We start from the raw sequence: 25,221 nt of genomic DNA on the forward strand, positions 1-25,221 counted from the left end.
GATGGGTGCCGCGCCGATCCTCCGCCTGAGCAATATCGAGACGTTCTACGGTCCGATCATGGCGATCCGCGGCGTCAGCCTGGAGGTGCCCGAGGGCGCCATCGTCACCGTGCTGGGCGCCAACGGCGCCGGCAAGACGACGATCCTGAAGACCATTTCCGGCGTGATGGACCCGCAGAAGGGCAGCATCACCTTCGAGGGCCGCGAAATCCAGAAGATGGATCCCGACAAGGTGATGCGGCTCGGTATCGGCCATGTGCCGGAGGGGCGCGAGACCTTCCCCTTCCTGAGCGTGCACGACAACCTGATGATGGGCGCCTATACGCGCCGCGACGCCGACGGCATCAGGCGCGACCTGGAGATGGTCTACGATTACTTCCCGCGGCTGAAGGAGCGCGAAAGCCAGCCGGCCGGCTCGATGTCGGGCGGCGAGCAGCAGATGCTCAGCATCGGCCGCGCGCTGATGGGCCGGCCGAAGCTGCTGCTGCTGGACGAGCCTTCGCTCGGCCTCTCGCCCAAGCTGGTGAAGGAAATCTTCGAGATCATCGTGCGCATCAATGCCGAGCAGAAGACCACCATCCTGCTGGTCGAGCAGAATGCCAACGTGGCTTTGCATGCGGCGCATTACGGCTATGTCCTGGAGGTCGGCCGCATCGTCATGGACGATACCTGCGCCCGGCTGCTCGAGAAGGAAGACATCAAGGAATTCTACCTGGGCCAGAAGGAACAGGGCGTGCGCGGCAAGCGCCGCTGGAAGAAGCGCAAGACCTGGCGCTGAAACGCCGGACGGAAGGTTGCAGCGGTCCTCGGGGAGGATGGCGATGTTGGCGGATACCAAGATACTCGATCCGAAGACGGGCGTGGCCGTCGATGCGGATATCCTGGAGGTGATCGACCGCGATACGCTGCCGCGCTATTTCTGGCGCAAGGTGGCCGAGCGCGGCGACAAGGTGGCGATGCGCGAGAAGGAACTCGGCATCTGGCGCGCGATCACCTGGGCGGAGTACGGCACGCATGTCAGGCATGCCGGGCTCGGGCTGGCGGCGCTGGGACTGAAGCGCGGCGAGGTGATCTCGATCATCTCGGAAGGCAATCCCGAATGGCTCTATGCCGATCTCGGCTGCCAGGGCATCGGCGGCGTGACCAACGGCATCTACACGACGGATTCGGCCAAGCAGGTCGAATACATCGTCAACGACAGCCGCACGGTGATCTACGTCGCCGAGAACGAGGAGCAGCTCGACAAGATACTGCAGGTGCGCGAGCGCTGCCCCAGCCTGAAGATGATCGTCGTCATCGACATGGAGGGCCTGCAGGATTTCCGCGATCCGATGGTGATCAGCTTCGCCGAGCTGCTGCGGCTCGGCCGCGAATTCGACCGCCAGAACCCGGCCTTCTGGGAGCAGCAGCTCGCTCTGGGCAAGCCGGAGGATCTGGCCATCCTGATCTATACCTCGGGGACCACCGGCGCGCCCAAGGGAGCGATGATCAGCCACCGCAATCTGCTGTTCCAGATGGAGAATGCCGGCAAGGTGCTGCCGCAGATCGAGGCCGACGAGCAGCTCAGCTTCCTGCCGCTCTGCCATATCGCCGAGCGCGGCTTCACGCTGCTCTGGCCGATCCGCTCGGCTTCCATCGTCAATTTCGCCGAAAGCCCGGAGACGGTGGCGCAGAACCTGCAGGAAGTGCAGCCGACCGTCTTCTTCGCCGTGCCGCGGCTGTGGGAGAAATTCTATTCCGGCATCGCTATCCGCATGAAGGATGCCACGGGCCTCGGCAAATGGGCCTACCGCACCGCCCTGGGCATCGGCTACCGGCTGGCCGAATGCCGCATCGGCGGGCGCAGGCCGTCCCTCGGCCTCAGGCTGGCCTTCTGGCTGGCCGACCGTCTGGTGCTGAACAACGTCAAGCGCATCATCGGCATCCATCGCTGCAAATGGCTGGTCACCGGGGCGGCGCCGATTTCGCCCGACCTGATCAAGTGGTATCTCGCCCTCGGCCTGGACATGCGCGAGGTCTACGGCCAGACCGAGAATGTCGGCCTTGCCACCTGTCCGCCGCCGGACGAGATCAGGCTCGGCACCATCGGCAAGGCGGCGCCGAACACCGAAGTCAGGCTCAGCCCGGAAGGCGAAATCCTGCTGAAAGGCCCGCATGTCTTCATGGGCTATCTCAACAATCCGCAGAAGACGGCCGAGGCCATCGTCGACGGCTGGCTGCATACCGGCGATGTCGGCACCGTCGACAACGAGGGCTGGTATCGCATCACCGACCGCATGAAGGACATCATCATCACCGCCGGCGGCAAGAACATCACGCCGTCGGAGATCGAGAACCAGCTCAAGTTCAGCCCCTATATCTCGGATGCGGTGGTAATCGGCGACAAGCGCAGATACCTCACCTGCCTGATCATGATCGACCACGACAACGTGGTGAAATACGCCCAGGACCTGAACGTGCCCTTCACCAATTTCGCCTCGCTATGCCGCGCCAGGGAGGTGGTCGAGCTGATCGGCGCGGAGATCGAGAAGGTGAACCGCAACTTCGCGCGCGTCGAGACGATCAAGGCCTTCCGCCTGATCGACCAGTTGCTGACCGCGGAAGACGACGAATTGACGCCGACCATGAAGCTGAAGCGCAAATTCGTCAACGAGAAGTACAAGGCGTTGATCGACGAAATGTACGCCGGGGCATGACGCGGCTTCCGGCATTCAACCGAGCATGGTGCAAAACCAGCCTAGAGGAGGGAACGGGATCATGCGTATGACGAAGAAGGGGTTCGCGGCGCTCGTCGCCGCCGGAAGTATCATGGGAATGGCCGCGGCGGCCGAGGCGCAGAGCGTGCGCGGGGTGACCAAGTCGGAGGTGGTGATCGGCCAGCATACCGATCTCAGCGGGCCGGCGGCATCCTACGGCGTCAACGTCGCCAACGCGATGCGGCTCTATTTCGACAAGGTCAATTCGGATGGCGGCATCTACGGCCGCAAGATCCGGCTGATCGTCGAGGACCATCAGTATCAGGTGCCGCGCGCCGTGCAGGCGGCCAACAAGCTGCTGCACCGCGACAAGATCTTCCTGATGGCCGGCGCCCTGGGCACGCCGATGAACAACGCGGTCTTCCCCGAGCAGTTCAAGGCGGGGGTGCCCAATCTGGGTCCGCTCACCGCCGCCCGCTCGATGAGCGCGCCGTTCCATCCGCTGAAGTTCCAGACCTATTCGACCTATTACGATCATATCCGCGCCGGACTGAAGTATCTGGTCGAGACCAATCATCGCAAGAAGATATGCACGCTGTATCAGGACACCGATTTCGGCAAGGAGATCCTCGAAGCGGTGCAGGATCAGACCAAGGCGATGAACATGGCCATCGTCGAGACCGCGACCAACAAGCCGACCGACACCGATTTCACCGCGCAGATCACCAAGCTGCGCAATGCCGGCTGCGACCTGGTGGCGCTGGGGGCGATCGTGCGCGACGCGATCCTGTCCTACGCCACCGCGCGCAAGATGGGCTGGACGGATGTCGATTTCGTCTCGCAATCGGCCAGCTTCGATCAGATCGTCGCCAGCGCGCCCGGCGGCGTGACGCAGGGCCTCTATGTCGGTGCCGGCACGGTGATGCCCTATCGCGACACCGCCAGCCCGCAGGTCGCCGCCTGGTGGGACGCCTACAAGGCGAAATACGGCAACGATCCGAATATCGGCGCCGTCTATGGCCATGGCCTGGCGGATCTGATCGTCACCGCGCTGGACCGCGCCGGCAAGGACCTGACCACGCAGAAGTTCCTCAAGGCGCTGGAAAGCATCAGCGGCTATCGCGACATGTTCGGCGGGCCGGTGATCAACTTCAGCGCCACGCAGCATCAGGGCACCACGGACGTGCTGTTCTATCAGATCCAGAATGGCCGTTTCGTGCAGATTGCCGGGCCGCTGAAATACTGAAATCCGAAAAAGCGTCCCATACGGAGCGCCCGCGGGAAACCGCGGGCGTTTTTCGTTTGTTCGGCGGTGCGTTTCGGCGCAGGGCGGCGGCGCCGAAAAACCACGATGCCTCGGCCCCGCATCCGGTCTAGTCTTTCCGGGCATAACCAGAACCAGGGAGGTCCGCATGCGTAGGGTCCATGTGCTCGCAGTCGCTGCGGCGACTTGCGTTGCGTTCGCTGCCGCCGGCGCCACGGCGCAATCGGTGCGGGGTGTCAGCAAGACCGAGATCGTGATCGGCATGCATACCGATCTGAGCGGTCCGGCCGCGTCCTATGGCGTCAATTCCTCGAATGCGATGCGCATGCGCATCGACGAGGTCAACGCCCATGGCGGCGTCCATGGCCGCAAGATCCGGCTGATCGTCGAAGACAACCAGTATCAGGTGCCGCGCGCCGTGCAGGCGGCCAACAAGCTGCTGCACCGCGACAAGATCTTCCTGATGGCCGGCGCCCTGGGCACGCCGATGAACAACGCCGTGCTGCCCGAGCAGTTGAAGGAGCATGTGCCGAACATGTTTCCGCTGACCTCGGCGCGGCAGATGTACCAGCCGCTCAATCCGCTGAAATTCGCCGCGCTGTCGAGCTATTACGACCAGATGCGGGCCGGGCTCGCCTGGATGGTGGCCAACAAGGGCAAGAAGCGCATCTGCGCGCTGTACCAGGACACCGATTTCGGCAAGGAGATCTTCGAGGCGGCGCGCGATCAGACCAAGGCGATGAACATGCCGCTGGTGGAGGTCGCCACCAACAAGCCGGCGGATACCGATTTCACCGCCCAGATCACCAAGCTGCGGGCCGCCAATTGCGACCTGATCGCCTCAGGCTCGATCGTGCGCGATGCCATCGTGCCCTATGCGACGGCGCGCAAGATGGGCTGGACCGAGGTCGATTTCCTCGGCCAGGCGGCGTCCTACGATCAGATCGTCGCCAGCGCGCCGGGCGGCGTTACCGAGGGTTTCTACACCATGGCCGGCACCGTCCTGCCCTACCGCGATACGGCCTCGCCGGAAGTGGTCGCCTGGATGGACCGCTACAAGGAGAAATTCGGCTCCGAACCCAATATCGGCGCGGTCTACGGCTACAGCCTGATGGACCTCGTCATTGCCGGCCTGGATCGCGCCGGCAAGGACCTGAACGTCGACAAGTTCATCAAGGCGATGGAATCGATCAAGGGCTATCGCGACATGTTCGGCGGGCCCGTCACGTCCTTCGGGCCAAACAAGCATCAGGGCTCGAACGAGAGCTTCCTGTTCCAGGTGCATAACGGCCGCTTCGTGATGATCGCCGGGCCGGTCAATTACAGCAGTTGATGCACTGCTGCGGCAGTTGATGAACTGGCCGAACGGCCGGACATTTCCGCAACGCTGCGGCCGCCGCATGGCGGCCGCAGTCGTTTCCGGCTATACAGGATCGTCCGCTTGCAGAAGATGCGCCGCCGATGACCCTCGCCGTTCCGTACCGCCTGCAGCCGAATGTCCCGCTGGGCATCGGCTATATGGTGCTGGCCGTCTCGCTGTTCGGCTGCATGGACGCGCTGGTGAAATGGCTGGTCGCCACCTATCCGACCGTACAGATCATGTTCTTCCGCAGCTTCTGCGCCTTTCCGCCGATCCTGGCCATGGCGGCGCAGGGGCCGCGCGGCTTCGCCATCCTGCGCAGCAGGCGACTGGTTGGCCATGGCCTGCGCTCGGTCTACGGCCTGGCGGCGATGCTGGGCTTCTTCTTTTCCTACAGCTTCATGCCGCTGGCGGACGTGACGGCGATTTCCTTTTCCGGCCCGATCTTCATCGCCTTCCTCTCCATCTGGCTGCTGCGCGAGAAGGTCGGCCTGCATCGCTGGTCGGCGATCTTGGTCGGCTTCGTCGGCATGATCGTGATCATCCGGCCGGGCCAGGGGCTGCTGCATAACGGCGCGCTCATCGTCGTCGGCGCCACGCTGCTCTATGCGCTGGCCATGATCCAGATCCGCAAGCTGAGCGAGACCGAGCCTTCGACGACGACCGCCTTCTATTTCACCGCCTTCTGCACGCTCATCACCGGGCTGCTGCTGCCCTGGTTCTGGGTGACGCCCCGCCTGGGCGATCTGCCGCTGCTGGTCGGCGTCGGCCTGATCGGCGGCACGGCGCAGCTGTTCATGACGCGCGCCTACGGCCTGGCGCCGGCTTCGGTGGCGGCGCCGTTCGATTACACCCACCTGATCTGGTCGGTGCTGTTCGGCTGGTATATCTGGGGCGATTTTCCCGATCTGCAGACCTGGATCGGCTGCGCCATCGTGGTGGCGAGCGGGCTCTACATCCTGTACCGCGAGACGGTGCGGCGGCAGCGCGTGCCGCGGATGATCACGGAATAATCGGGAAAATCAGGGCGCGCTGGTCGGAGTGAGAGGATTCGAACCTCCGGCCCCTAGCTCCCGAAGCTAGTGCTCTACCAGGCTGAGCTACACTCCGCCGCCGGCGCGGGCGCCTGTATAGCGCCTGGGCGGTCGGGCCGCAAGCGGCAAAGGCCCGGGAAAATCAGGCCGTGATTCAGGAGGTTAGAGCGCCCGCTCGATGGCGAAGTCGATCGCCTCGGCCAGGGCGTCGCGCGCCGTTCCGGCCGGGAAGGCCATCAGCGCCTGGCGCGCCTTCTGGCCATACAGCCGGGCGCGGCCCAGGGTCTCCTCGATGGCGCCGTGGCGGGCGAGGTGGCGCTGCGCCTGCTGCCAGTCCTCCGGCTGCTGCTCCTCCGGCTGCTCGATGACCCGGCGCCAGAAGCTGCGCTCGGTCTCGCTGCCGCGGTTGAAGGCCAGCACGACGGGCAGGGTGACCTTGCCTTCCTTGAAATCGTCGCCGGTATTCTTGCCCAGGGTCGCGCCGTCGGCGGCATAGTCGAGCGCGTCGTCGACGAGCTGGAAGGCGATGCCCAGATAGCGGCCGTAATCGTCCAGCCCCTGCACTTCGTCGTCCGGGCGGTTGGCGATCACCGCGCCGACCCGGCAGGCGGCGGCGAACAGCGCCGCGGTCTTGGATTCGATCACTTTCAGATAGTCGGCTTCGGTCGAATCCATGTCGTTGGCGGTCATCAGCTGCAGCACTTCGCCTTCGGCGATCACCGCCGAGGCATTGGCGAGGATGCGCAGCACCTCCAGCGAGCCGGTTTCGACCATCAGCTGGAAGGCGCGGCTGAACAGGAAGTCGCCGACCAGCACCGAGGCCTGGTTGCCCCACAGCACATTCGCCGTGGTATTGCCGCGCCGGCGCTCGCTCTCATCGACAACGTCGTCATGCAGCAGCGTCGCGGTATGGATGAATTCGACGCAGGTCGCCAGCAGAACATGCTTGTCGCCGCGATAGCCGCACAGCTTGGCGGCGCCCAGGGTGAGCAGCGGGCGTATTCTTTTGCCGCCGGCGGCGATCAGATGGCTGGCCAATTCCGGAATCAGGCTGACATCGCTCGCCATGCGGCGCAGGATCTCGCGGTTGACCGCGTCCATGTCATCGGAAACCAGCAGGCGCAGCGGCTCGATGCTTGGCCGCGCGGCGGCAGTCTTCACTGCCGGACCGGCCGCGGCACCAGCCACCATATCTTGCTGTTTTTTCGGAGCGGTCTGCACTACCCGGAAGCCTGCAATTGTGTTGAACGGTCTGGCTGGAGCATAGTGGGCTGGCAAGGCCGGTCAAGCGCTGCTCCGGCCGCAAAAAATATCACAAACACGGCATTTATCACAAAAGAGCGTATGACATCCCACGAATTAACCTGCGATGCCCTGCTGGGCGGCCTGGTCCGCATCGAACAGCCGCGCAAGGGCCAGCGCGCCAGCGCCGATGCGGTCATGCTGGCTGCCGCCGTGCCGGCGGGCAATGCCACGGGCGCCGGCCTGCGCGCGCTCGATCTCGGCTGCGGCACCGGGGTCGGCATGCTCTGCCTGGCGGCGCGCCTGCCGGAGATTGCCGTCGACGGCATCGAGATCCAGCCCGACCTCGTTGCGCTCGCCGAACGCAACATCGCCGCCAACGATATGGAACGACGCCTGCGCATCGTCCATGGCGATATTTGCGAGCGCGGCGGCCCGCTTGCGCCGGGCCGCTACGATCAGGTCTTCGCCAACCCGCCTTACTTCGATACGCCGCGGCATCGCGCCTCGCCGCATGCCGGCCGCGCCACGGCGCGCAGCGGCAATGGCACGGCGGAGCTGTCACACTGGATTGCCGCCATGCTGCGCTATGCCAGGCCGGGCGGGGGGATCACGCTGATCCAGCGCAGCGACCGCCTGCCGGAGATGCTGGCGGCGCTGACCGAGCCGGAAAGCGGCAGCCGGGCCGGGGCGATCCGCATCATCCCGCTCTGGTCCAGGGCCGGCGAGCCGGCCAAGCGCGTGATCCTGCGGGCCGTCAAGGACAGCAAGGCGCCATTGACGCTGGAGCCGGGCCTGGTGCTGCATCGGCCGGATGGCAGCTATTATCCCGAAATCGACGCCGTGCTTCGGAATGGCGCGGCTCTTCCGATCTGACTTGGCGATCTGACTTGGCGATCTGACTTGGCTGATCCGGACCAGCCGATCTGACCTGGCCGATCTGTATGCGGCCCTTTGGCGGGGCGGATCCGAGCCGGATTGGCGTCGGTCCGGGCCTTGCGGCTATGGGAACGAACCCGCAAAATCGGCCCCTCATCTGCGAATGGCCGGCAGCTCCGCCGGCTGAAACCAAGGCTCTGCTTTTCCGATGTTGAAATTCCTCCTGCTGATCCTCGTGATCGCCGCTGTCTGGTATGGATATCGTTACGTCAATCGGAAGGAACAGACGGGGGCCCGGGTCGCCCCCGCGCCAGCACAGCCGCGGGTGAAGGCCGAGGACCTGGTGGCCTGCCGCATCTGCGGCGCCTATGTGGCGGAAGCGACGGCGAAATCCTGCGGCCGGCAGGATTGCCCCTATCCGCAGGCATAAAGCCCTCAATGCCTTGACCCCGGAACGGGCGGTGGTTAAGGTCCGCCCGTTTTTCGACCACCCCGCACCGCAACAAAGGGCGAGAGCGCAAAGGACTCCACGATGGCGCCCACCGGAATCGCCGCGGCTTCGTCGTTTCAGGACCTGATTCTTGCGCTGCAAACCTATTGGGCGCGCCAAGGTTGCATCCTGCTGCAGCCTTACGACATGGAAGTCGGTGCCGGCACGTCGCATCCCGCAACCACCTTGCGCGCGCTCGGCCCCGAGCCGTGGAACGCAGCCTATGTGCAGCCCTCGCGCCGGCCGAAGGATGGCCGCTACGGCGAGAACCCGAATCGCCTGCAGCATTACTATCAGTTCCAGGTGATTCTGAAGCCGAGCCCGGACAACGTGCTCGATCTCTATCTCGGCTCGCTGGAGGCGCTCGGCATCTCGCCGAAGCGCCACGATATCCGCTTCGTCGAGGACGACTGGGAGAATCCGACGCTCGGCGCCTGGGGCCTGGGCTGGGAAGTCTGGTGCGACGGCATGGAGGTGACGCAGTTCACCTATTTCCAGCAGGTCGGCGGCTTCGACTGCAATCCGGTTACGGCCGAGATCACCTACGGCCTCGAACGGCTGGCCATGTATATCCAGGGCAAGAACAGCGTCTATGACCTGGATTTCAACGGCCGCGGCAGCACCTATGGCGATGTCTTCCTGCAGGCCGAGCGCGAATTCTCGGCGTATAATTTCGAATATGCCGACACCGAGCAGTTGTTCCGCCGTTTCAGCGACGTGGAACAGGAATGCGGCCGGCTGATCGCCGCCGGCCTGGCGCTGCCGGCCTATGATCAATGCCTGAAGGCGAGCCACACCTTCAATCTGCTCGACGCGCGCGGCGTCATCAGCGTCACCGAACGCGCAGCCTATATCGGCCGCGTGCGCGCCATGGCCAAGGCCTGCTGCGCGCAATGGCTGAAATCGCGCGGCCATAACGGCGGCGATGAGGGGGCGGCCTGAGATGCTCGGCGAACTCCTGCTTGAACTGCAATCGGAAGAAATCCCCGCCCGCATGCAGCAGCGTGCCGCGGACGATCTGGCGCGGCTGACCGCCGAGGCGCTGAAGAAGGCGGGCCTGACCTTCGAGAGTCAGCAGAGCTACGTTACGCCGCGCCGCCTCGCGCTGGTGGTCAATGGCCTGCTGCGCAGCACCCGGACGGTGCGCGAGGAAAGAAAGGGCCCGCGCGTCGGCTCGCCGGATGCCGCCGTGCAGGGCTTTTTGCGTTCGGCCGGGCTGGCTTCGCTCGATCAATGCGAAAAGCGCGATACCGGCAAGGGCGAATTCTGGTTCGCCGTAATCGAGAAGCCCGGCATGGCGACGGCGCAGGTGCTGGCCAGGCTGCTGCCCGAGGTGCTGGGCCAGCTGCCCTGGCCGAAATCGATGCGCTGGGGCGCCTACGACATGCGCTGGGTGCGGCCGCTGCACTCCATCCTCTGCCTGTTCGAGGGCCAGGTCGTGCCGATCGCCTTCGGCCATCTCACCGCCGGCGACGATACCTGCGGCCACCGTTTCATGGCGCCGCATCGCTTCGCCGTGCGCGATGCCGCCGATTACCTGCGCCGCCTGCGCCAGGCCTACGTCGAGCCCGACTTTGCCGCGCGCCGCGCCGCCATCTTGAAGGATGCGCAATTCGCCGCCGCCAACGAGGGGCTGGAACTGGTCGACGATCCGGGCCTGGCCGACGAGGTGACCGGCCTGGTCGAACAGCCGGTGGTGCTGCTCGGCACGATCCCGCAGGAATATATGGACGTGCCGCGCGAGGTGCTGACCACCACGATGCGCGCGCATCAGAAGTATTTCGCGCTCAACACCAAGGACGGCAAGCTGGCGCCGCGTTTCGTCATCGTCGCCAACACGCTGACGGATGACGGCGGCAAGCAGGTCGTCGCCGGCAACGAGCGCGTGCTGAATGCGCGTCTGTCGGATGCCAAGTTCTTCTGGGACCAGGACCGCAGGCAGAGCCTGGAAAGCCGCCTGCCGGCGCTGCAGGACATCGTCTTCCACGCCCGGCTCGGCACCGTGGCGCAGAAGAGCGAGCGGGTCGAGCGCCTGGCCTACGAGATTGCCGGCGCCATCAATGCCGATGCCAGGCTGGCGCGCCGCGCCGCGCATCTGGCCAAGGCCGATCTGGTCAGCGGCGTGGTCGGCGAATTTCCCGAGCTGCAGGGCGTCATGGGGCGCTATTACGCGCTGCATGACGGCGAACCGGCGGATGTGGCCGAGGCGATCGCGCAGCATTATGCGCCGCAGGGGCCGAACGACCGCTGTCCGTCGGCGCCGGTCGCCGTCGCCGTGGCGCTGGCCGACAAGATCGACACGCTCGCCGGCTTCTTCGCCATCGACGAGAAGCCGACCGGCTCGAAAGACCCCTTCGCCCTGCGCCGCGCCGCCCTCGGCGTGATCCGGCTGATCATCGAGAACCGCCTGACCCTGCCGCTGCGGCCGCTGTTCCGTTCGGCGCTGTCGCTGCAGATCGTCGAGGCCGTCACGGACCGCAACGTCGTCGAGGAGCTGATGCAGTTCTTCGTCGACCGCCTCAAGGTGTATCTGCGCGAGAAGGGCGTGCGGCACGATCTGATCGCCGCCGTCTTCGCCAAGGGCGACGACGATCTGGTCCGCGTGCTGGCCAAGGTCGATGCGCTGCGCGGCTTCCTGACCGAGACCGATGGCGCCAATCTGCTGATTGCCTATCGCCGCGCCAACAACATCGTGCGCGCCGAACTGAAGAAGACGCCGGAGCTGAAGCTGGGTGCGGTCGACGGCAAATTGATCCAGCAGAGCGAGGAACGCGCGCTGGTGGATGAGCTTGCCGCCTTCAGCGATGACAAAGCGGGGGCCACGCAGGACGAGGCCGATTTCCGCCTTTATCTCGCCACACTTTCCCGCCTTCGTCTGCCGGTCGACGCCTTCTTCGATCGCGTGACCGTGAACAGCGACGACGCCGCCGTGCGTCGCAATCGCCTGAGTTTGCTGTCGGCCGTCGCCGGCAGCATGGACCGTATTGCCGACTTTTCCCAAATCGAGGGGTGACAGAGCTATGGCCAAGCCGAAGCAGAAAAAAGCCAAGACCAAGCTCAAGGCCAGGAAGGCCCAGGCAGGAGGCAAAGCCGCAAGGACCAAGGCCGCCGTGCGCAAGGTGACCGCCAGAGCCAAGAAGGTCGTGAAGGCGAAGAAGGCCGCCAAGGCGAAGGCGCCTGCCGCCGCCAAGGGCAAGCTGGTCTACAGCTTCGGCGACGGCAAGGCCGAAGGCCGCGCCGACATGCGCGAGCTGCTGGGCGGCAAGGGCGCCGGCCTCGCCGAGATGTCCAACCTGGGCCTGCCGGTGCCGCCGGGCTTCACCATCACCACCGAGGTCTGCACGGCCTATTACGACAACGGCAAGAAGTATCCCGCGGCGCTGAAGGGGCAGGTCGATGCGGCGCTGGCCAAGGTCGAGAAGCTGGTCGGCGCCAAGTTCGGCAGCGACGACATGCCGCTGCTGGTCTCGGTGCGCTCCGGCGCGCGCGCCTCGATGCCGGGCATGATGGATACCGTGCTCAATCTCGGCCTCAACGACACGACGGTCGTGGCGCTGGCGCGCCGGGCCGGCAACGAGCGCTTCGCCTGGGACAGCTACCGCCGCTTCATCCAGATGTATTCCAACGTCGTGCTCGGGGTCGGGCACGAGCATTTCGAGGAAATCCTCGAAATGCACAAGGAGGAGCGCGGCCTCAATCTCGATACCGAACTGACCGCCCAGGACTGGAAGGATATCGTCGCCGCCTACAAGAAGATGGTCGAGGGCGAGCTTGGCCGGCCGTTCCCGCAGGATGTCAACGACCAGCTCTGGGGTGCCATCGGCGCCGTCTTCTCGAGCTGGATGAACCAGCGCGCCATCACCTATCGCGCCCTGCATCACATTCCGTCCTGGTGGGGCACGGCGGTGAACGTGCAGGCGATGGTGTTCGGCAATATGGGCGAGACCTCCTGCACCGGCGTCGCGTTCACGCGCGATCCCGCCACCGGCGAGAAGAACTATTACGGCGAATACCTGATCAACGCCCAGGGCGAGGACGTGGTGGCCGGCATCCGCACGCCGCAGCAGCTCACCAAGGCCGCGCGGCTCGCCGCCGGCAACGACCTGCCGTCGATGGAAGAATCGATGCCGGGCACCTTCAGGCAGCTGGTCGATGTTTTCAAGAAGCTGGAGCGGCATTACCGCGACATGCAGGATATCGAGTTCACGGTGCAGCAGGGCAAGCTGTGGATGCTGCAGACCCGCACCGGCAAGCGCACCGCCAAGGCGGCGATCAAGATCGCCGTCGACATGGTGAAGGAAAGGCTGATCAGCCAGGCGGAAGCCGTCGATCGCATCGATCCGGCCTCGCTCGACCAGCTGCTGCATCCGACGCCCGATCCGAAGGCGCCGCGCAAGGTCATCGCCAAGGGCCTGGCGGCATCGCCGGGCGCCGCCAGCGGCAAGGTCGTCTTCCAGGCCGACGAAGCCGAGAAGATGGCGCAGAAGGGCGAGGCGGTCATCCTGGTGCGCGTCGAAACCTCGCCGGAGGACATCCACGGCATGCATGCCGCCAGGGGCATCCTGACCGCCCGCGGCGGCACCACCAGCCATGCGGCGGTGGTCGCCCGCGGCATGGGCCGGCCCTGCGTGTCGGGCGCCGGCGGCATCCGCATCGATTATGCCGCCAACCGGATGACGTCCGGCGATGTCGTGGTGAACAAGGGCGACGTGATCACCATCGACGGCTCGACCGGCGAGGTCATCCTCGGCCTGATGCCGATGATCGAGCCGCAGCTGTCGGGCGATTTCGGCCTTTTGATGTCCTGGGCCGACAAGCTGCGCAAGCTGAAGGTGCGCACCAACGCCGAAACCCCGGCGGATGCCGAGATGGCGGTGCGCTTCGGCTGCGAAGGCATCGGCCTGTGCCGCACCGAGCATATGTTCTTCGATGCCGACCGCATCACCGCGGTGCGCGAGATGATCCTCTCCGACAGCGCCGATGGCCGCCGCAAGGCCCTGTCGAAGATCCTGCCGATGCAGCGCCAGGATTTCGTGCAGCTCTTCAAGATCATGGCCGGCCGGCCGGTCACCATCCGCCTGCTCGATCCGCCGCTGCATGAATTCCTGCCCAAGACCGAGGCCGATTTCGAGGCCGTCGCAAGGGGCACCGGCCTGAGCGTCTCGGCGCTGAAGGAGCGCAAGAAGGCGCTGGAAGAGGCCAACCCGATGCTCGGCCATCGCGGCTGCCGCCTCGGCATCACCTTCCCGGAAATCTACGAGATGCAGGCGCGCGCCATTTTCGAGGCGGCGGTCGAAGTCTCCAAGGGCGGCGGCAAGGCGGTCGAGCCCGAGGTGATGATCCCGCTGGTCGCCACCAAGGCTGAGATCGACTTCCTCAAGAAGCGCGTCGATGCCGTCGCGGCGGATGTCTTCAAGGAGACCGGCAGGAAGGTGAAGTATCTGGTCGGCACCATGATCGAATTGCCGCGCGCCGCGCTGCGCGCCGGCGAGATCGCCGAGACGGCCGAGTTCTTCTCCTTCGGCACCAACGACCTGACCCAGACCACGCTGGGCATCAGCCGCGACGATTCGGCCCTGTTCATGGAAGACTACCTGAAGGCCGGCATCTTCGAGCGCGATCCCTTCGTCAGCATCGACCAGATCGGCGTCGGCGAGCTGGTGAAGACCGCGGTCCAGCGCGGCCGCGGCAGCCGCAAGGACCTGAAGCTCGGCATCTGCGGCGAGCATGGCGGCGATCCCGCCTCGGTCCGCTTCTTCCACAAGGCCGGCCTGGATTACGTGTCCTGCTCGCCCTTCCGCGTGCCGATCGCGCGTCTGGCCGCCGCCCAGGCCGCCATTTCGGAAGAGAAGGCGAGCGAGGCGTAACGGTTCTGCCGCGCTCTCCGCGCAAGCGGGGGAGACCCGGAGCAACAGTCAGCCAGGAAAAAGAAGGCCAGGATTTCTCCTGGCCTTTTTTATCGGATCGCGTTTTTACTGGATCACGATCCGCGGGCCCTGCGGCGCGCCTTGCCGGTCGAGCTTGGCGGCGACCTTTTCGGCAATGCCATGATAGGCTTTGGCCTCCTCGCTGTCGGGCTGCGAAGCGACGATCGGCGTGCCGGCATCGGAGGTTTCGCGGATCGCCATGTTCAGCGGCAGTTCGCCGAGGAAGTCGCAGCCGAGCTCGGCCGCCGTCTTGCGGGCGCCGCCATGCGAGAAGATGTCGCTGCGATGGCCGCAATTGGGGCAGCAGAAATAGCTCATGTTCTCGATGATGCCGAGCACCGGCACATCGACGCGCCGGAACATGTTCAAGCCCTTGCGGGCGTCGAGCAGGGCGATGTCCTGCGGCGTGGAAACGATCACGGCGCCGGCCAGCGGGACGCGCTGCGCCATGGTGAGCTGCGCGTCGCCGGTGCCGGGCGGCAGGTCGACCACCAGGATGTCCAGCTCGCCCCAGGATACGTCGCGCAGCATCTGCTCCAGCGCGCTCATCACCATCGGGCCGCGCCAGATCATCGGGGTGTCTTCCGGGACCAGGAAGCCCATCGACATGGTCGGGATGCCCCAGCCCTGCATCGGATGCAGGTGCTTGCCGTCCGGCGAATGCGGCTTGCCGGTGATCCCCATCATGCGCGGGATGGAGGGCCCGTAAATATCGGCATCCAGCAGGCCGATCCTGCGGCCCGTGCGCGCCAGGGCCAGGGCGAGGTTGACGGCGGTGGTCGATTTGCCGACGCCGCCCTTGCCGGAGGCCACGGCGATGACCGACTTGATGCCCGGAATGGCAGGGCGGGGGCCGACGGAAGGCGCCGCGCCGGCGGTGCCGGCCGGATGGGCGCGGCCATGGCTGGCCTGCCTCGGCGCCTGCGGCCGGGGCGGCGCGGCTTCCGCCTTGCCGGCCCGCTCTGCGGTCAGCACCACGGTGGCCGAGGAAACTCCGGGCAGCCGGGTGACGGCCTGCTCGCAGGCCTTGCGCAGCGGCTCCTTGCGGGCGCCGTCCTGCGGGCTGACCTCCAGCACGAAACCGACATTGCCGCCCTTGATCACCAGGCCCGAAACCATGCCGAGATCGACCACATTCCTGCCATGATCGCTGTCTACCACTTGGCGCAGCGCGTCCAGGATCTGCGCTTCCGTCACCCCGCTCATGCTTGAAATCCCTGTAAACGTTACAATATCCTCGGCAGGCCCGCGGGCGGCGCCCAGCCGGGGCCAGGGATTTAAACTATCGCGGTGGGGCGGACCGGGCAATTCGCCCGCCAAAATTCTCAAGGGCGTTCGGCAGGGCGCCCGATTTCACGCAAGCGGTGGGCTCGGAAACCGGGGACGGAACGGCCCAATCCTCGGCAAAGAAGGATTATAGGATGCCCTGGAGCAATCAAGGTGGGGGATGGCAAGGCGGCGGCGGCGGTCGTGGACCTTGGGGACAGGGACCGCGCGGCGGCGGCCCGTCGGGCGGCGGATTCGGCGGCCCGAATCCGCCCAATCTGGAGGAATTGCTGCGCCGGGGGCAGGAGCGTTTCCGCGGCATGATGCCGGGCGGCGATGTTTCCGGCCGCGGCATCCTGCTGCTGATCCTGGTCGCGGTCGCGATCTGGCTCGGCACCGGCTTCTATCGCGTCGATACCGACGAGCAGGGCGTGGTGCTGCGTTTCGGCAAGATCCACGCCGTCACCGAGCCGGGCCTGCGCTATCACCTGCCCTGGCCGATCGACACCGTGCTTACTCCGAAGGTGACCACGGTCAATCGCGAGGAAATCGGCTATCGCATGCTGGGCGAAGGCGGCGGCCGCACGCCGCAGCAGCGCGACGTGCCGGAAGAAAGCCTGATGCTGACCGGCGACGAAAACATCGTCGATATCAATTTCACCGTGCTGTGGCAGGTGCGCGATGCCGGGCGCTACCTGTTCAACGTGCTGGACCCCTCGCGCACGATCAAGCAGGTTGCCGAAAGCGCCATGCGCGAAGTGGTCGGCAAGAACAACATCCAGTTCATTCTGACCGATGGGCGCACCAAGGTGGCGGAAGACACCAGGCAGCTCATCCAGCAGATTCTCGATGGCTATCAGGCCGGCGTGGTGATCACCGAGGTCGCCTTGCAGCGCGCCGAGCCGCCCGCATCGGTGATCGATGCCTTCCGCGACGTGCAGGCGGCGCAGGCGGATCGCGAGCGTGCCCAGAACGAGGCGGAAGCCTACCGCAACGACATCATCCCGCGCGCCCGCGGCGAAGCGCAGCGCATCCTGCAGCAGGCGGAAGCCTATAAACAGCAGGTGGTCGCCGACGCCCAGGGCGAGGCGAGCCGCTTCACCCAAGTCTACGAACAATACCGCCAGGCCAAGGACGTGACCGCCAAGCGCATGTATATCGAAACCATGGAGCATATCCTGCGCGGCACCAACAAGGTGCTGATCGATCGCCAGGCCGGCAATGGCGTGTTGCCCTACCTGCCGCTGCCCGAACTGCAGAAGAAGCAGTCCCCGGCACAGTCGCAGCAGCAGCAGCAACAACAGCCGCAGCAGCGCTGAGGGAGGGCAGAGCCATGAACCGTTCCCTCCTCACCATCATCGCGGTGGTCGTCGTCGTCCTCGGCTTCATCGTCAAGGGCTCCGTCTTCACGGTGCATCAGGCGCAGCAGGCGCTGGTGGTCCAGTTCGGTGAACCGCGCCGCGTGATCACCGAGCCCGGCCTGAACTTCAAGATTCCGCTGATCCAGGATGTCATCTACTTCGACAAGCGCATCCTCAGCCTCGACGCCCAGCCCGAGGAAGTGCTGACCACGGACCAGCGCCGGCTGGTGGTCGACAGCTTCGTGCGCTATCGCATCACCGATCCGCTGCTGTTCTATCAGACTGTGCGCAACGAGTTCGGCCTGCGCGGCCGTCTCGCCCCCAGCGTGGCCAATGCGCTGCGCGGCGCCTTCGGCAAGCTGGATGCGGTCACCATCATTTCCGGCGACCGGCCGTCCGCCATGCATCAGGTCTTCCTGAGCCTGCAGGACAATGCCGAGCGGCTTGGCGTCGAGGTGGTCGATGTCCGGGTCAAGCGCGTCGATTTCCCGGATGCGATCAGCCAGGCGATCTTCCGCCGCATGCAGACCGAGCGCCAGCGCGAAGCCAACGAGCAGCGCGCGACCGGCTTCGAGCTGGCCGAGAAGATCCGCGCCGAAGCCGAGCGCCAGCGCACGATCCTGCTGGCCGAGGCGCGGCGGAAGGCGGAAATCCTGCGCGGCGAGGGCGATGCCGAGCGCACCAAGATTTTCGCCGAAGCCGCCAGCAAGGACCCGGAATTCTATGCCTTCTACCGTTCGCTGCAGGCCTATTCCAATGCCCTGCAGCAGAACGATACGACGATGATCCTGTCGCCGGATTCGGAGTTTTTCCGCTATTTTGAGAATGCGCCCGGTACTACGCCCAATACTGCGCCGCGTGCAGGCGGCCAGAAGTGAGCTATATTGATGGCGAGCTATATTGATCGCCGCACCAGTTGCGGCGAGGAGGTTTGGACGATGAGGGCGAGCATCAATCTGCGGCTGGTCCGCGCCTGCGTCGCGCTGACGGGATTATTGTTCGTCACGGTCTTGGGCAGCGCCGCCCAGGCGCGCGCGCCGGAAGGCGATTTCGCAGATTTGGCGGAAAAACTCCTGCCGGCCGTGGTCAACGTCTCGACGACGCAAACCCTGGTCAATCGCGGATTGCCCGACAACATGCCGCAATTCCCGCCGGGCTCGCCCTTCGAGGAATTCTTCAAGGATTTCTTCGAACGCCAGCAGCGCGGCCAGGGCGGCCGTCCGCCGCGGCAAGTGGCCTCGCTGGGCTCCGGCTTCATCGTCGATGCGCGCGGCTATATCGTCACCAATAACCATGTCATCGCCGATGCCGACGAAGTCCATGTCATCCTGCATGACAATACCGAGCTGCCGGCCAAGATCGTCGGCCGCGATCCGGAAGTCGACATCGCGGTCCTGAAGGTGGAGACCAAGGAGCCGCTGACCGCGATCCAGTGGGGCGATTCCGACAAGCTGCGGGTCGGCGAATGGACGCTGGCGATCGGCAACCCCTTCGGCCTGGGCGGCACGGTCACCGCCGGCATCATCTCGGCGCGCGGCCGCGACATCAATGCGGGCCGCTATGACGACTTCATCCAGACCGACGCCGCCATCAACAAAGGCAATTCCGGCGGCCCGCTCTTCAACAGGAACGGCGAGGTGATCGGCATCAATACGGCGATCTTCTCGCAATCCGGCGGCTCGATCGGCATCGGTTTCGCCGTGCCGGCCAATCTGGCCCGCCCGGTGGTGAAGCAGCTCATCGAATTCGGCCGCACCAAGCGCGGCTGGCTCGGTGTGCAAATCCAGTCGGTCACCGACGAGATGGTCGAGGCGCTCGGTCTCGACAAGGCGCGCGGCGCGCTGGTCGCCAAGGTGGTGCCGGGCGGTCCGGCCGAGAAGGCCGGCATCGAATCCGGCGACGTGATCGTCGCGCTCGATGGCAAGCCGATCGCCACCACCAATGCGCTGACCCGCAGCGTCGCCGAAACGCCGGTCGGCAAGACCGTCAATGTCGACGTGCTGCGCAAGGGCAAGAAGCGTACGGTGAAGGCGACGCTGGGCGAACTCGAGGCGGCGCTGGCCTCCGCCAAGGCGGAGGAGAATGCCGGCAAGGCGAATGGCCCGCGCAGCAGGCCTGGCCGCAACGAGACCGACCTGGCCGATCTGGGCCTGCGTATTGCGCCGCTGACCAAGGAGCTGCGGCAGAAATACGACATCAAGGATGACGTCAAGGGCGTGGTGGTGACCGATGTCGATCCGGACGGCGCCGCCGCGCAGCGCGACGTGCGGGCGGGCGACGTGATCATCGAGGTGGCGCAGTCGGAAGTGCGCAACGCCGAGGACGTGGTGGAGATGATCAAGGCCCTCAAGGACGCCAAGCGCAAGGTGGCGCTGCTGCAGATTCAGCGCAGCGGCGAGCCGCGTTTCGTGCCGGTGCCGTTCAAATCCTGACATCCCCTGGCCCGCGGGCCGGGCAGGCACAAAAAAGGCCGGCTTTTCAGCCGGCCTTTTCGTTTGGGCCGAAGCCGTTTCAGCCGATCTCGGTGACGTTCTGCACGATCCTGCCGACGAGGCCATAGGCGATGGCATCCTCGGCGCTGATCCAGAAATCGCGGTCGGTGTCCTTCTCGATCTTCTCGAGCGGCTGGCCGGTTTCGCGGGCGAAGATCTCGTTCAGCCGCCGGCGCATGCGGATGATCTCCTTGGCCTGGATGGCGACGTCCGAGGCCGGGCCCATGGCGCCGCCGGCCGGCTGGTGCAGCAGGAAGCGGGTGTTGGGCAGCGCGTAGCGGTTTTCCTTCTTCGCCGCCACATAGATCAGCGCGCCGGCCGAGGCGACCCAGCCGGTGCCGACGACGCGCACCTGCGGCTTCACGAATTTGATCATGTCGTAGATCGTATCGCCCGACTCGACATGGCCGCCCTGGCTGTTGATGAAGATGGTGATCGGATCATCGCTGTCGGCCTGCAGCGCCAGCAGCCGGGCGGTGACGTCCTTGGCCACCTTCTGGTCGATGCCGCCATAGATCAGGATGGTGCGCGCCTTGAACAGGCGCTCCTCGATGCCCGGCGATTTCTCGCGGACCTTCTCGGCTTCGCCGTTCTTCTCCGGCTCGTCGTCGTTCATGACCGGGCCGTTCATGACACTGCGGTTCAGCATGCGGCAGAAAACTCCTTGAAACAGGCTATTTTATATCCCATGGGGGCACGGGGGTTGCAAGGCTCACGGCCTCCATGGCGCTCGTGATCGGCCCCGCAAAACCGGCGGGTGCGACGGTGCGGCACTGGTTCGGGCGGGGTGTTTCCGCTACGCTTCCGGCCGATTTCCACTCCCCAACAGATGAGGTCGCCCATGCTGAAAGGCAAGTCCGCTGTCGTCACCGGCTCAACCAGCGGTATCGGGCTCGGCATCGCCCGGGCTTTGGCCAGGGAGGGCGCCAATATCATGCTGAACGGTTTCGGCGATGCCGCCGAAATCGAGAAGATCCGCTCCAGCCTCGCCGAAGAGGCCGGGGTCAAGGTGCTCTATGACGGCGCCGACATGAGCAAGGGCGACGCGGTCGAGGCCTTCATCAAGAAGGCGGAGGATGCCCTCGGCGGCGTCGACATCCTGGTCAACAATGCCGGCATCCAGTTCGTCTCGCCGGTGGAGGAATTCCCCGAGGCGAAGTGGACCGCGATCCAGAACATCATCCTCAATTCCAGCTTCCATGGCATCAAGGCGGCGCTGCCCGGCATGAAGAAGCGCAACTGGGGCCGCATCATCAACCTGGTTTCGGCGCATGGCCTGGTCGCCTCGCCCTTCAAGTCGGCCTACGTCTCGGCCAAGCATGGCCAGATCGGCCTGACCAAGACCGTGGCGCTGGAAGTGGCCGAAAGCAACATAACGGTGAACGCGATCTGCCCGGGCTATGTGCGCACGCCGCTGGTTGAAGGCCAGATCGACGATCAGGCCAAGGTGCATAACATGCCGCGCGACAAGGTGATCCGCGAAGTCATCCTCGCCTCGCAGCCGAACAAGCGGTTCATCGAGATCGAGGAGGTTGCCGCCCTGGCCGTGTTCCTGTGCGGCGAGATGGCCAAGTCGATCACCGGCACGGCGATTGCCATCGACGGCGGCTGGACCGCCCGCTGAAGCGGCGACGGGCGGGGTGAGTTCTCAGCCCCGCCCGAAAATCTCGTCCTTGCGGTAGCCCTGCGCGTAGAGCAGGGCGGTCAGGTCGCCGTGACGGATGTTGTATCTGGAGGCTTCCTGCACCTTCGGCTTGGCGTGGAAGGCGATCCCCAGGCCGGCATGGGCGAGCATGTCGAGGTCGTTGGCGCCGTCGCCGACGGCGGCGCAGTCCGCCTGGCCGATGCCGCGCTCGCGGGCCACGCGCTGCAAAGCCTCCAGCTTGGCCTCGCGGCCCAGGATCGGCTCGCGCACCGTGCCGGCGATCACGCCGTCCTCGATGATCATGTGGTTGGCCTGCTGCCCGTCGAAGCCGAGCTTCATGGCGATCGGCACGGTATAGTAATCGAAGCCGCCGGAGACCAGCACGCAGTAGACGCCGTGATCCTTTAGCGTCTGAATCAGCGGCACGGCGCCGGCCATCAGCTTGATCCGTTCGCCGGCCTTTTCCAGCAAGCTGGCCGGCTGGCCCTTCAGCAGCCCGACGCGCTCGCGCAGCGCGCCGCGGAAATCGATCTCGCCATTCATGGCCCGCCGGGTGATGTCGGCGACCTGCGGGCCGATATCGGCCTCGAAGGCGATCTCGTCCAGCATCTCGTTGCGGATGATGGTCGATTCCATATCGGCGATCAGCGCCTTCTTGCGCCGGTTCTCCGGGCTGATCACCAGCACGTCGATCGGGGCGCCGCGCAGGGCCGCGCGCGCGACCTTCTCCGCCTCGGCGGGCTCGACGCCTTCGAAGGGGATGTCGCAGGCGACGCCGGGATCGAGCCAATCGGCCGGGCCGACCTTGCCGCGGGCCAGTGCCAAGGCATCCCGCACGGCGCTCGCCTGCCGGTTGGTCAGGACGGCATTATGAGGATCGGTGATCAGCGTCAGAATGTTTTGCATCGGCTTGTTCTAGGACTGTAGAAGAGACGGCGCAACCGCCGTCCGGATCGCCGGTCAGGGTACCTCGTTTCCGCTCTATTTCCGTATGGATATCAACAGCATTCCTCTCATCGTCCTGGCCGGCCCGACAGCCAGCGGCAAATCCGCGCTCGGAGCTGCGATCGCGCAGCATGTCGGCGGCATAATCGTTAACGCCGACAGCATGCAGGTGTATCGCGACCTGCGCGTGCTGACCGCGCGGCCGACCGAGGCGGAGATGGCCGGCGTCCCGCACCGGCTGTACGGCGTGCTGGATGGCGCCGTGCATGGCACGGCGGCGCTCTGGCGCGGCATGGCGCTGGAGGCGATCGCCGAGGCGGCGCGCGCGGATCGCATCCCGATCCTGCTCGGCGGCACGGGCCTGTATTTGCGCAGCCTGTTCGAGGGCCTGGTCGAGGTCCCGCCGATCCCGGCGGCGGCGCGCGCCGAAGCCCGGGACAAGCTGGGCCTGCTGGGGCCCCAGGGTCTGCATGCGGCGCTGGCGAAGCTCGATCCCGATACCGCCGCCCGGCTGAAGCCGGGCGACAGCCAGCGCCTGGTGCGGGCCTATGAAGTGCTGGTCGGAACCGGCCGCAGCCTGAGCCAGTGGCAGGCCGCGTCCGCCGCGCCGCCGCTGCCCAATCCGGTTTTCCGCCTGCTGCTGCGGCCGCCGCGCAAGACCCTGTATGCCCGTATCGACCGCCGCTTCGAAGCGATGGTCCGGCAGGGGGCCGTGGACGAAGCCCGGGCCGTGCTGGCGCGCCAGGATGTTCGGGCCGATGCGCCGATGCTGAAAGCCCATGGATTGCCGGAGCTTATGGCCTATTTACGGGGGCGGATGAGCCTCGAGGAGGCGGTCCGCATCGCCCAGGCCAATACCCGGCATTACGCCAAGCGCCAGACAACCTGGTTCCGGCATCAGTTCCAGCCGGACCTGGTTGTGGAAAAAGACCTTGGTCAGCAAGAAAATTTCAACCCTGAGGCAGAAATCTTTCCATTCATTGTGGGATACCTATTGACCGCCCGCGGACGCGGCGTTTAGGTTGGCCGCCTTTCGCGGCGGGATATCTCTCCCCGGCTATCCTGGCTGCGTCAAATTTTCCTCAGGAGAATGGTGCGTTATGCAGTCCGGTAAGCAGACTGCGCTGGCCCAGATGCCGACTGAGCAGATGAGCGGCGCCGAATTGGTGATCAAGGCCCTTGTCGATCAGGGTGTCGAGGTCATTTTCGGCTATCCCGGCGGCGCCGTGCTGCCGATCTACGACGCGCTGTTCAAGCAGAACGCGATCCGCCATGTGCTGGTCCGCCATGAGCAGGGCGCGGTGCACGCCGCGGAAGGCTATGCCCGCTCGACCGGCAAGCCCGGTGTGGTGCTGGTCACCTCCGGCCCCGGCGCGACCAATGCCGTCACCGGCCTGACCGATGCGCTGATGGATTCGATCCCGGTCGTCTGCCTCACCGGCCAGGTGCCGACGCATCTGATCGGCACGGATGCCTTCCAGGAATGCGACACGACCGGCATCACCCGGCCCTGCACCAAGCACAATTACCTGGTCAAGAACGTCAACGACCTGGCGCGCGTCGTGCACGAGGCGTTTTATGTGGCCAGCAACGGCCGGCCCGGCCCGGTGGTGATCGACCTGCCCAAGGACGTGCAGATCGCGCAAGGGACTTATACGGGCCCGCAGAACGTCAAGCACAAGACCTACCGTCCGCGCATCGAAGGCGACGAGGCCAAGATCAAGGAGGCCATCGCGCTGATGGCGGCGGCCGAGCGCCCGGTCTTCTATACCGGCGGCGGCATCATCAATGCCGGCCCGCGCGCGTCGGAATTGCTGCGCGAATTCGTCAAGCTGACCCGCTTTCCGATCACCAACACGCTGATGGGCCTGGGCGGCTACCCGGGCACCGACAAGCAGTTCCTCGGCATGCTGGGCATGCATGGCACCTGGGAAGCCAATCATGCCATGCATGATTGCGACGTGATGGTCGCGATCGGCGCCCGTTTCGACGATCGCATCACCGGCCGCATCAATGCCTTCTCGCCGGGATCGAAGAAGATCCATATCGATATCGACCCGTCCTCGCACAACAAGACGGTGCATTGCGAAGTCAATATCGTCGGCGATGCCTGCAAGGTGCTGGAGCAGATGATCGCCGCCTGGAAACAGGGCGGCTTCAAGCCGAAGCAGAAGGCGCTGGATAAATGGTGGGCGCAGATCGATCAATGGCGCGCCCGCGACTGCCTGAAGTTCAAGCAGGACGACAAGATCATCAAGCCGCAATATGCCATCCAGCGGCTTTACGAGCTGACCAAGACGCGCGACACTTTCATCACCACCGAGGTCGGCCAGCACCAGATGTGGGCGGCGCAGTTCTACGGCTTCGAGGCGCCGAACCGCTGGATGACCTCGGGCGGGCTCGGCACGATGGGCTACGGCCTGCCGGCGGCGATGGGTGTCCAGATCGCGCATCCCGACGCGCTGGTGATCGACATCGCCGGCGAGGCATCGATCCTGATGAACATCCAGGAGATGTCGACCGCCTACCAGTACAAGCTGCCGGTCAAGATCTTCATCATGAACAACCAGTGGATGGGTATGGTCCGCCAATGGCAGGAGCTGATGCATGGCGGGCGCTA

At 65.4% G+C, this 25,221-nt stretch carries 20 protein-coding genes and 1 tRNA gene; 16 read left to right on the forward strand and 5 right to left on the reverse strand.

Annotated features, from left to right (window positions below):
- The first annotated feature begins 1 nt into the window (after position 1).
- The 5 genes from VF194_RS02235 to VF194_RS02255 all read left to right on the forward strand — a co-directional run bounded on the left by VF194_RS02235 (position 2) and on the right by VF194_RS02255 (position 6,333).
- Complete coding sequence (locus tag VF194_RS02235) at positions 2 to 778, forward strand: ABC transporter ATP-binding protein (RefSeq protein WP_330887590.1); 777 nt, start codon at positions 2 to 4, stop codon at positions 776 to 778.
- A 43-nt stretch (positions 779 to 821) separates the two neighbouring features.
- Complete coding sequence (locus VF194_RS02240; RefSeq protein ID WP_330887592.1) at positions 822 to 2,696, forward strand: AMP-dependent synthetase/ligase; 1,875 nt, start codon at positions 822 to 824, stop codon at positions 2,694 to 2,696.
- A gap of 61 nt (positions 2,697 to 2,757) precedes the next feature.
- Positions 2,758 to 3,942, forward strand: coding sequence for an ABC transporter substrate-binding protein (locus VF194_RS02245; RefSeq protein WP_330887594.1), 1,185 nt, complete (start codon positions 2,758 to 2,760; stop codon positions 3,940 to 3,942).
- Between the two features lie 166 nt (positions 3,943 to 4,108).
- A complete protein-coding gene (locus tag VF194_RS02250; protein WP_330887596.1) occupies positions 4,109 to 5,293 on the forward strand; it encodes an ABC transporter substrate-binding protein in 1,185 nt (394 codons plus the stop codon).
- 128 nt (positions 5,294 to 5,421) lie between these two features.
- On the forward strand, positions 5,422 to 6,333 hold the full coding sequence (locus VF194_RS02255; RefSeq protein ID WP_330887598.1) for a DMT family transporter: 912 nt from the start codon (positions 5,422 to 5,424) through the stop codon (positions 6,331 to 6,333).
- 20 nt (positions 6,334 to 6,353) lie between these two features.
- Here the strand turns inward: VF194_RS02255 and VF194_RS02260 are convergent.
- Positions 6,354 to 6,430 (reverse strand) — tRNA-Pro (locus VF194_RS02260).
- An 86-nt stretch (positions 6,431 to 6,516) separates the two neighbouring features.
- Positions 6,517 to 7,545 (reverse strand): polyprenyl synthetase family protein, encoded by a 1,029-nt coding sequence (locus VF194_RS02265; RefSeq protein WP_330887600.1) that lies wholly within the window; start codon positions 7,543 to 7,545, stop codon positions 6,517 to 6,519.
- A 153-nt stretch (positions 7,546 to 7,698) separates the two neighbouring features.
- On the opposite strand from VF194_RS02265, the gene VF194_RS02270 reads away from it, so the two are divergent.
- The 5 genes from VF194_RS02270 (at position 7,699) to ppdK (ending at position 14,832) form a co-directional block, all read left to right on the forward strand.
- Complete coding sequence (locus VF194_RS02270) at positions 7,699 to 8,472, forward strand: tRNA1(Val) (adenine(37)-N6)-methyltransferase (RefSeq protein WP_330887605.1); 774 nt, start codon at positions 7,699 to 7,701, stop codon at positions 8,470 to 8,472.
- A 211-nt stretch (positions 8,473 to 8,683) separates the two neighbouring features.
- Positions 8,684 to 8,905: a hypothetical protein gene (locus VF194_RS02275; protein WP_330887607.1), complete on the forward strand. Its 222-nt coding sequence runs from the start codon at positions 8,684 to 8,686 to the stop codon at positions 8,903 to 8,905.
- Positions 8,906 to 9,022: 117 nt separating this feature from the next.
- On the forward strand, positions 9,023 to 9,907 hold the full coding sequence (locus tag VF194_RS02280) for a glycine--tRNA ligase subunit alpha (RefSeq protein WP_330887628.1): 885 nt from the start codon (positions 9,023 to 9,025) through the stop codon (positions 9,905 to 9,907).
- Between the two features lies 1 nt (position 9,908).
- On the forward strand, positions 9,909 to 11,978 hold the full coding sequence (glyS, locus tag VF194_RS02285) for a glycine--tRNA ligase subunit beta (protein WP_330887608.1): 2,070 nt from the start codon (positions 9,909 to 9,911) through the stop codon (positions 11,976 to 11,978).
- Positions 11,979 to 12,207: 229 nt separating this feature from the next.
- Entirely contained in the window at positions 12,208 to 14,832 is a 2,625-nt protein-coding gene (gene ppdK / locus VF194_RS02290; protein WP_414656067.1) for a pyruvate, phosphate dikinase, read from the forward strand.
- A gap of 105 nt (positions 14,833 to 14,937) precedes the next feature.
- Here ppdK and apbC read toward each other — a convergent pair whose 3' ends face one another.
- Positions 14,938 to 16,098: an iron-sulfur cluster carrier protein ApbC gene (gene apbC / locus VF194_RS02295; protein WP_330887612.1), complete on the reverse strand. Its 1,161-nt coding sequence runs from the start codon at positions 16,096 to 16,098 to the stop codon at positions 14,938 to 14,940.
- Between the two features lie 215 nt (positions 16,099 to 16,313).
- On the opposite strand from apbC, the gene hflK reads away from it, so the two are divergent.
- Genes hflK through VF194_RS02310 form a run of 3 tightly spaced genes read left to right on the forward strand, consistent with a single transcriptional unit; the run spans position 16,314 to position 19,951 of the window.
- Entirely contained in the window at positions 16,314 to 17,477 is a 1,164-nt protein-coding gene (gene hflK, locus VF194_RS02300) for an FtsH protease activity modulator HflK (RefSeq protein WP_330887614.1), read from the forward strand.
- A 14-nt stretch (positions 17,478 to 17,491) separates the two neighbouring features.
- Positions 17,492 to 18,397 (forward strand): protease modulator HflC, encoded by a 906-nt coding sequence (gene hflC, locus VF194_RS02305; protein ID WP_330887616.1) that lies wholly within the window; start codon positions 17,492 to 17,494, stop codon positions 18,395 to 18,397.
- A gap of 60 nt (positions 18,398 to 18,457) precedes the next feature.
- Positions 18,458 to 19,951, forward strand: a complete 1,494-nt coding sequence (locus tag VF194_RS02310; protein WP_330887618.1) for a DegQ family serine endoprotease — start codon at positions 18,458 to 18,460, stop codon at positions 19,949 to 19,951.
- A 79-nt stretch (positions 19,952 to 20,030) separates the two neighbouring features.
- Here VF194_RS02310 and VF194_RS02315 read toward each other — a convergent pair whose 3' ends face one another.
- On the reverse strand, positions 20,031 to 20,660 hold the full coding sequence (locus tag VF194_RS02315; protein WP_330887620.1) for an ATP-dependent Clp protease proteolytic subunit: 630 nt from the start codon (positions 20,658 to 20,660) through the stop codon (positions 20,031 to 20,033).
- Between the two features lie 192 nt (positions 20,661 to 20,852).
- Between VF194_RS02315 and VF194_RS02320 the strand changes: the two genes are divergently transcribed.
- On the forward strand, positions 20,853 to 21,635 hold the full coding sequence (locus VF194_RS02320; protein WP_330887622.1) for a 3-hydroxybutyrate dehydrogenase: 783 nt from the start codon (positions 20,853 to 20,855) through the stop codon (positions 21,633 to 21,635).
- 24 nt (positions 21,636 to 21,659) lie between these two features.
- On the opposite strand, the gene serB is transcribed toward VF194_RS02320, so the two are convergent.
- Positions 21,660 to 22,562, reverse strand: a complete 903-nt coding sequence (gene serB, locus VF194_RS02325; RefSeq protein ID WP_330887624.1) for a phosphoserine phosphatase SerB — start codon at positions 22,560 to 22,562, stop codon at positions 21,660 to 21,662.
- 85 nt (positions 22,563 to 22,647) lie between these two features.
- Between serB and miaA the strand changes: the two genes are divergently transcribed.
- Positions 22,648 to 23,622 carry a tRNA (adenosine(37)-N6)-dimethylallyltransferase MiaA gene (miaA, locus tag VF194_RS02330; protein WP_330887626.1) on the forward strand — a complete coding sequence of 325 codons (975 nt, stop codon included), beginning with the start codon at positions 22,648 to 22,650 and terminating at the stop codon, positions 23,620 to 23,622.
- A 112-nt stretch (positions 23,623 to 23,734) separates the two neighbouring features.
- On the forward strand, positions 23,735 to 25,221 hold a 1,487-nt coding region (gene ilvB / locus VF194_RS02335; protein ID WP_330887630.1), incomplete at its 3' end, for a biosynthetic-type acetolactate synthase large subunit.

Origin of the sequence: Ferrovibrio sp. (assembly GCF_036381655.1) — a bacterium.
Taxonomy (GTDB): Bacteria; Pseudomonadota; Alphaproteobacteria; order Ferrovibrionales; family Ferrovibrionaceae; genus Ferrovibrio.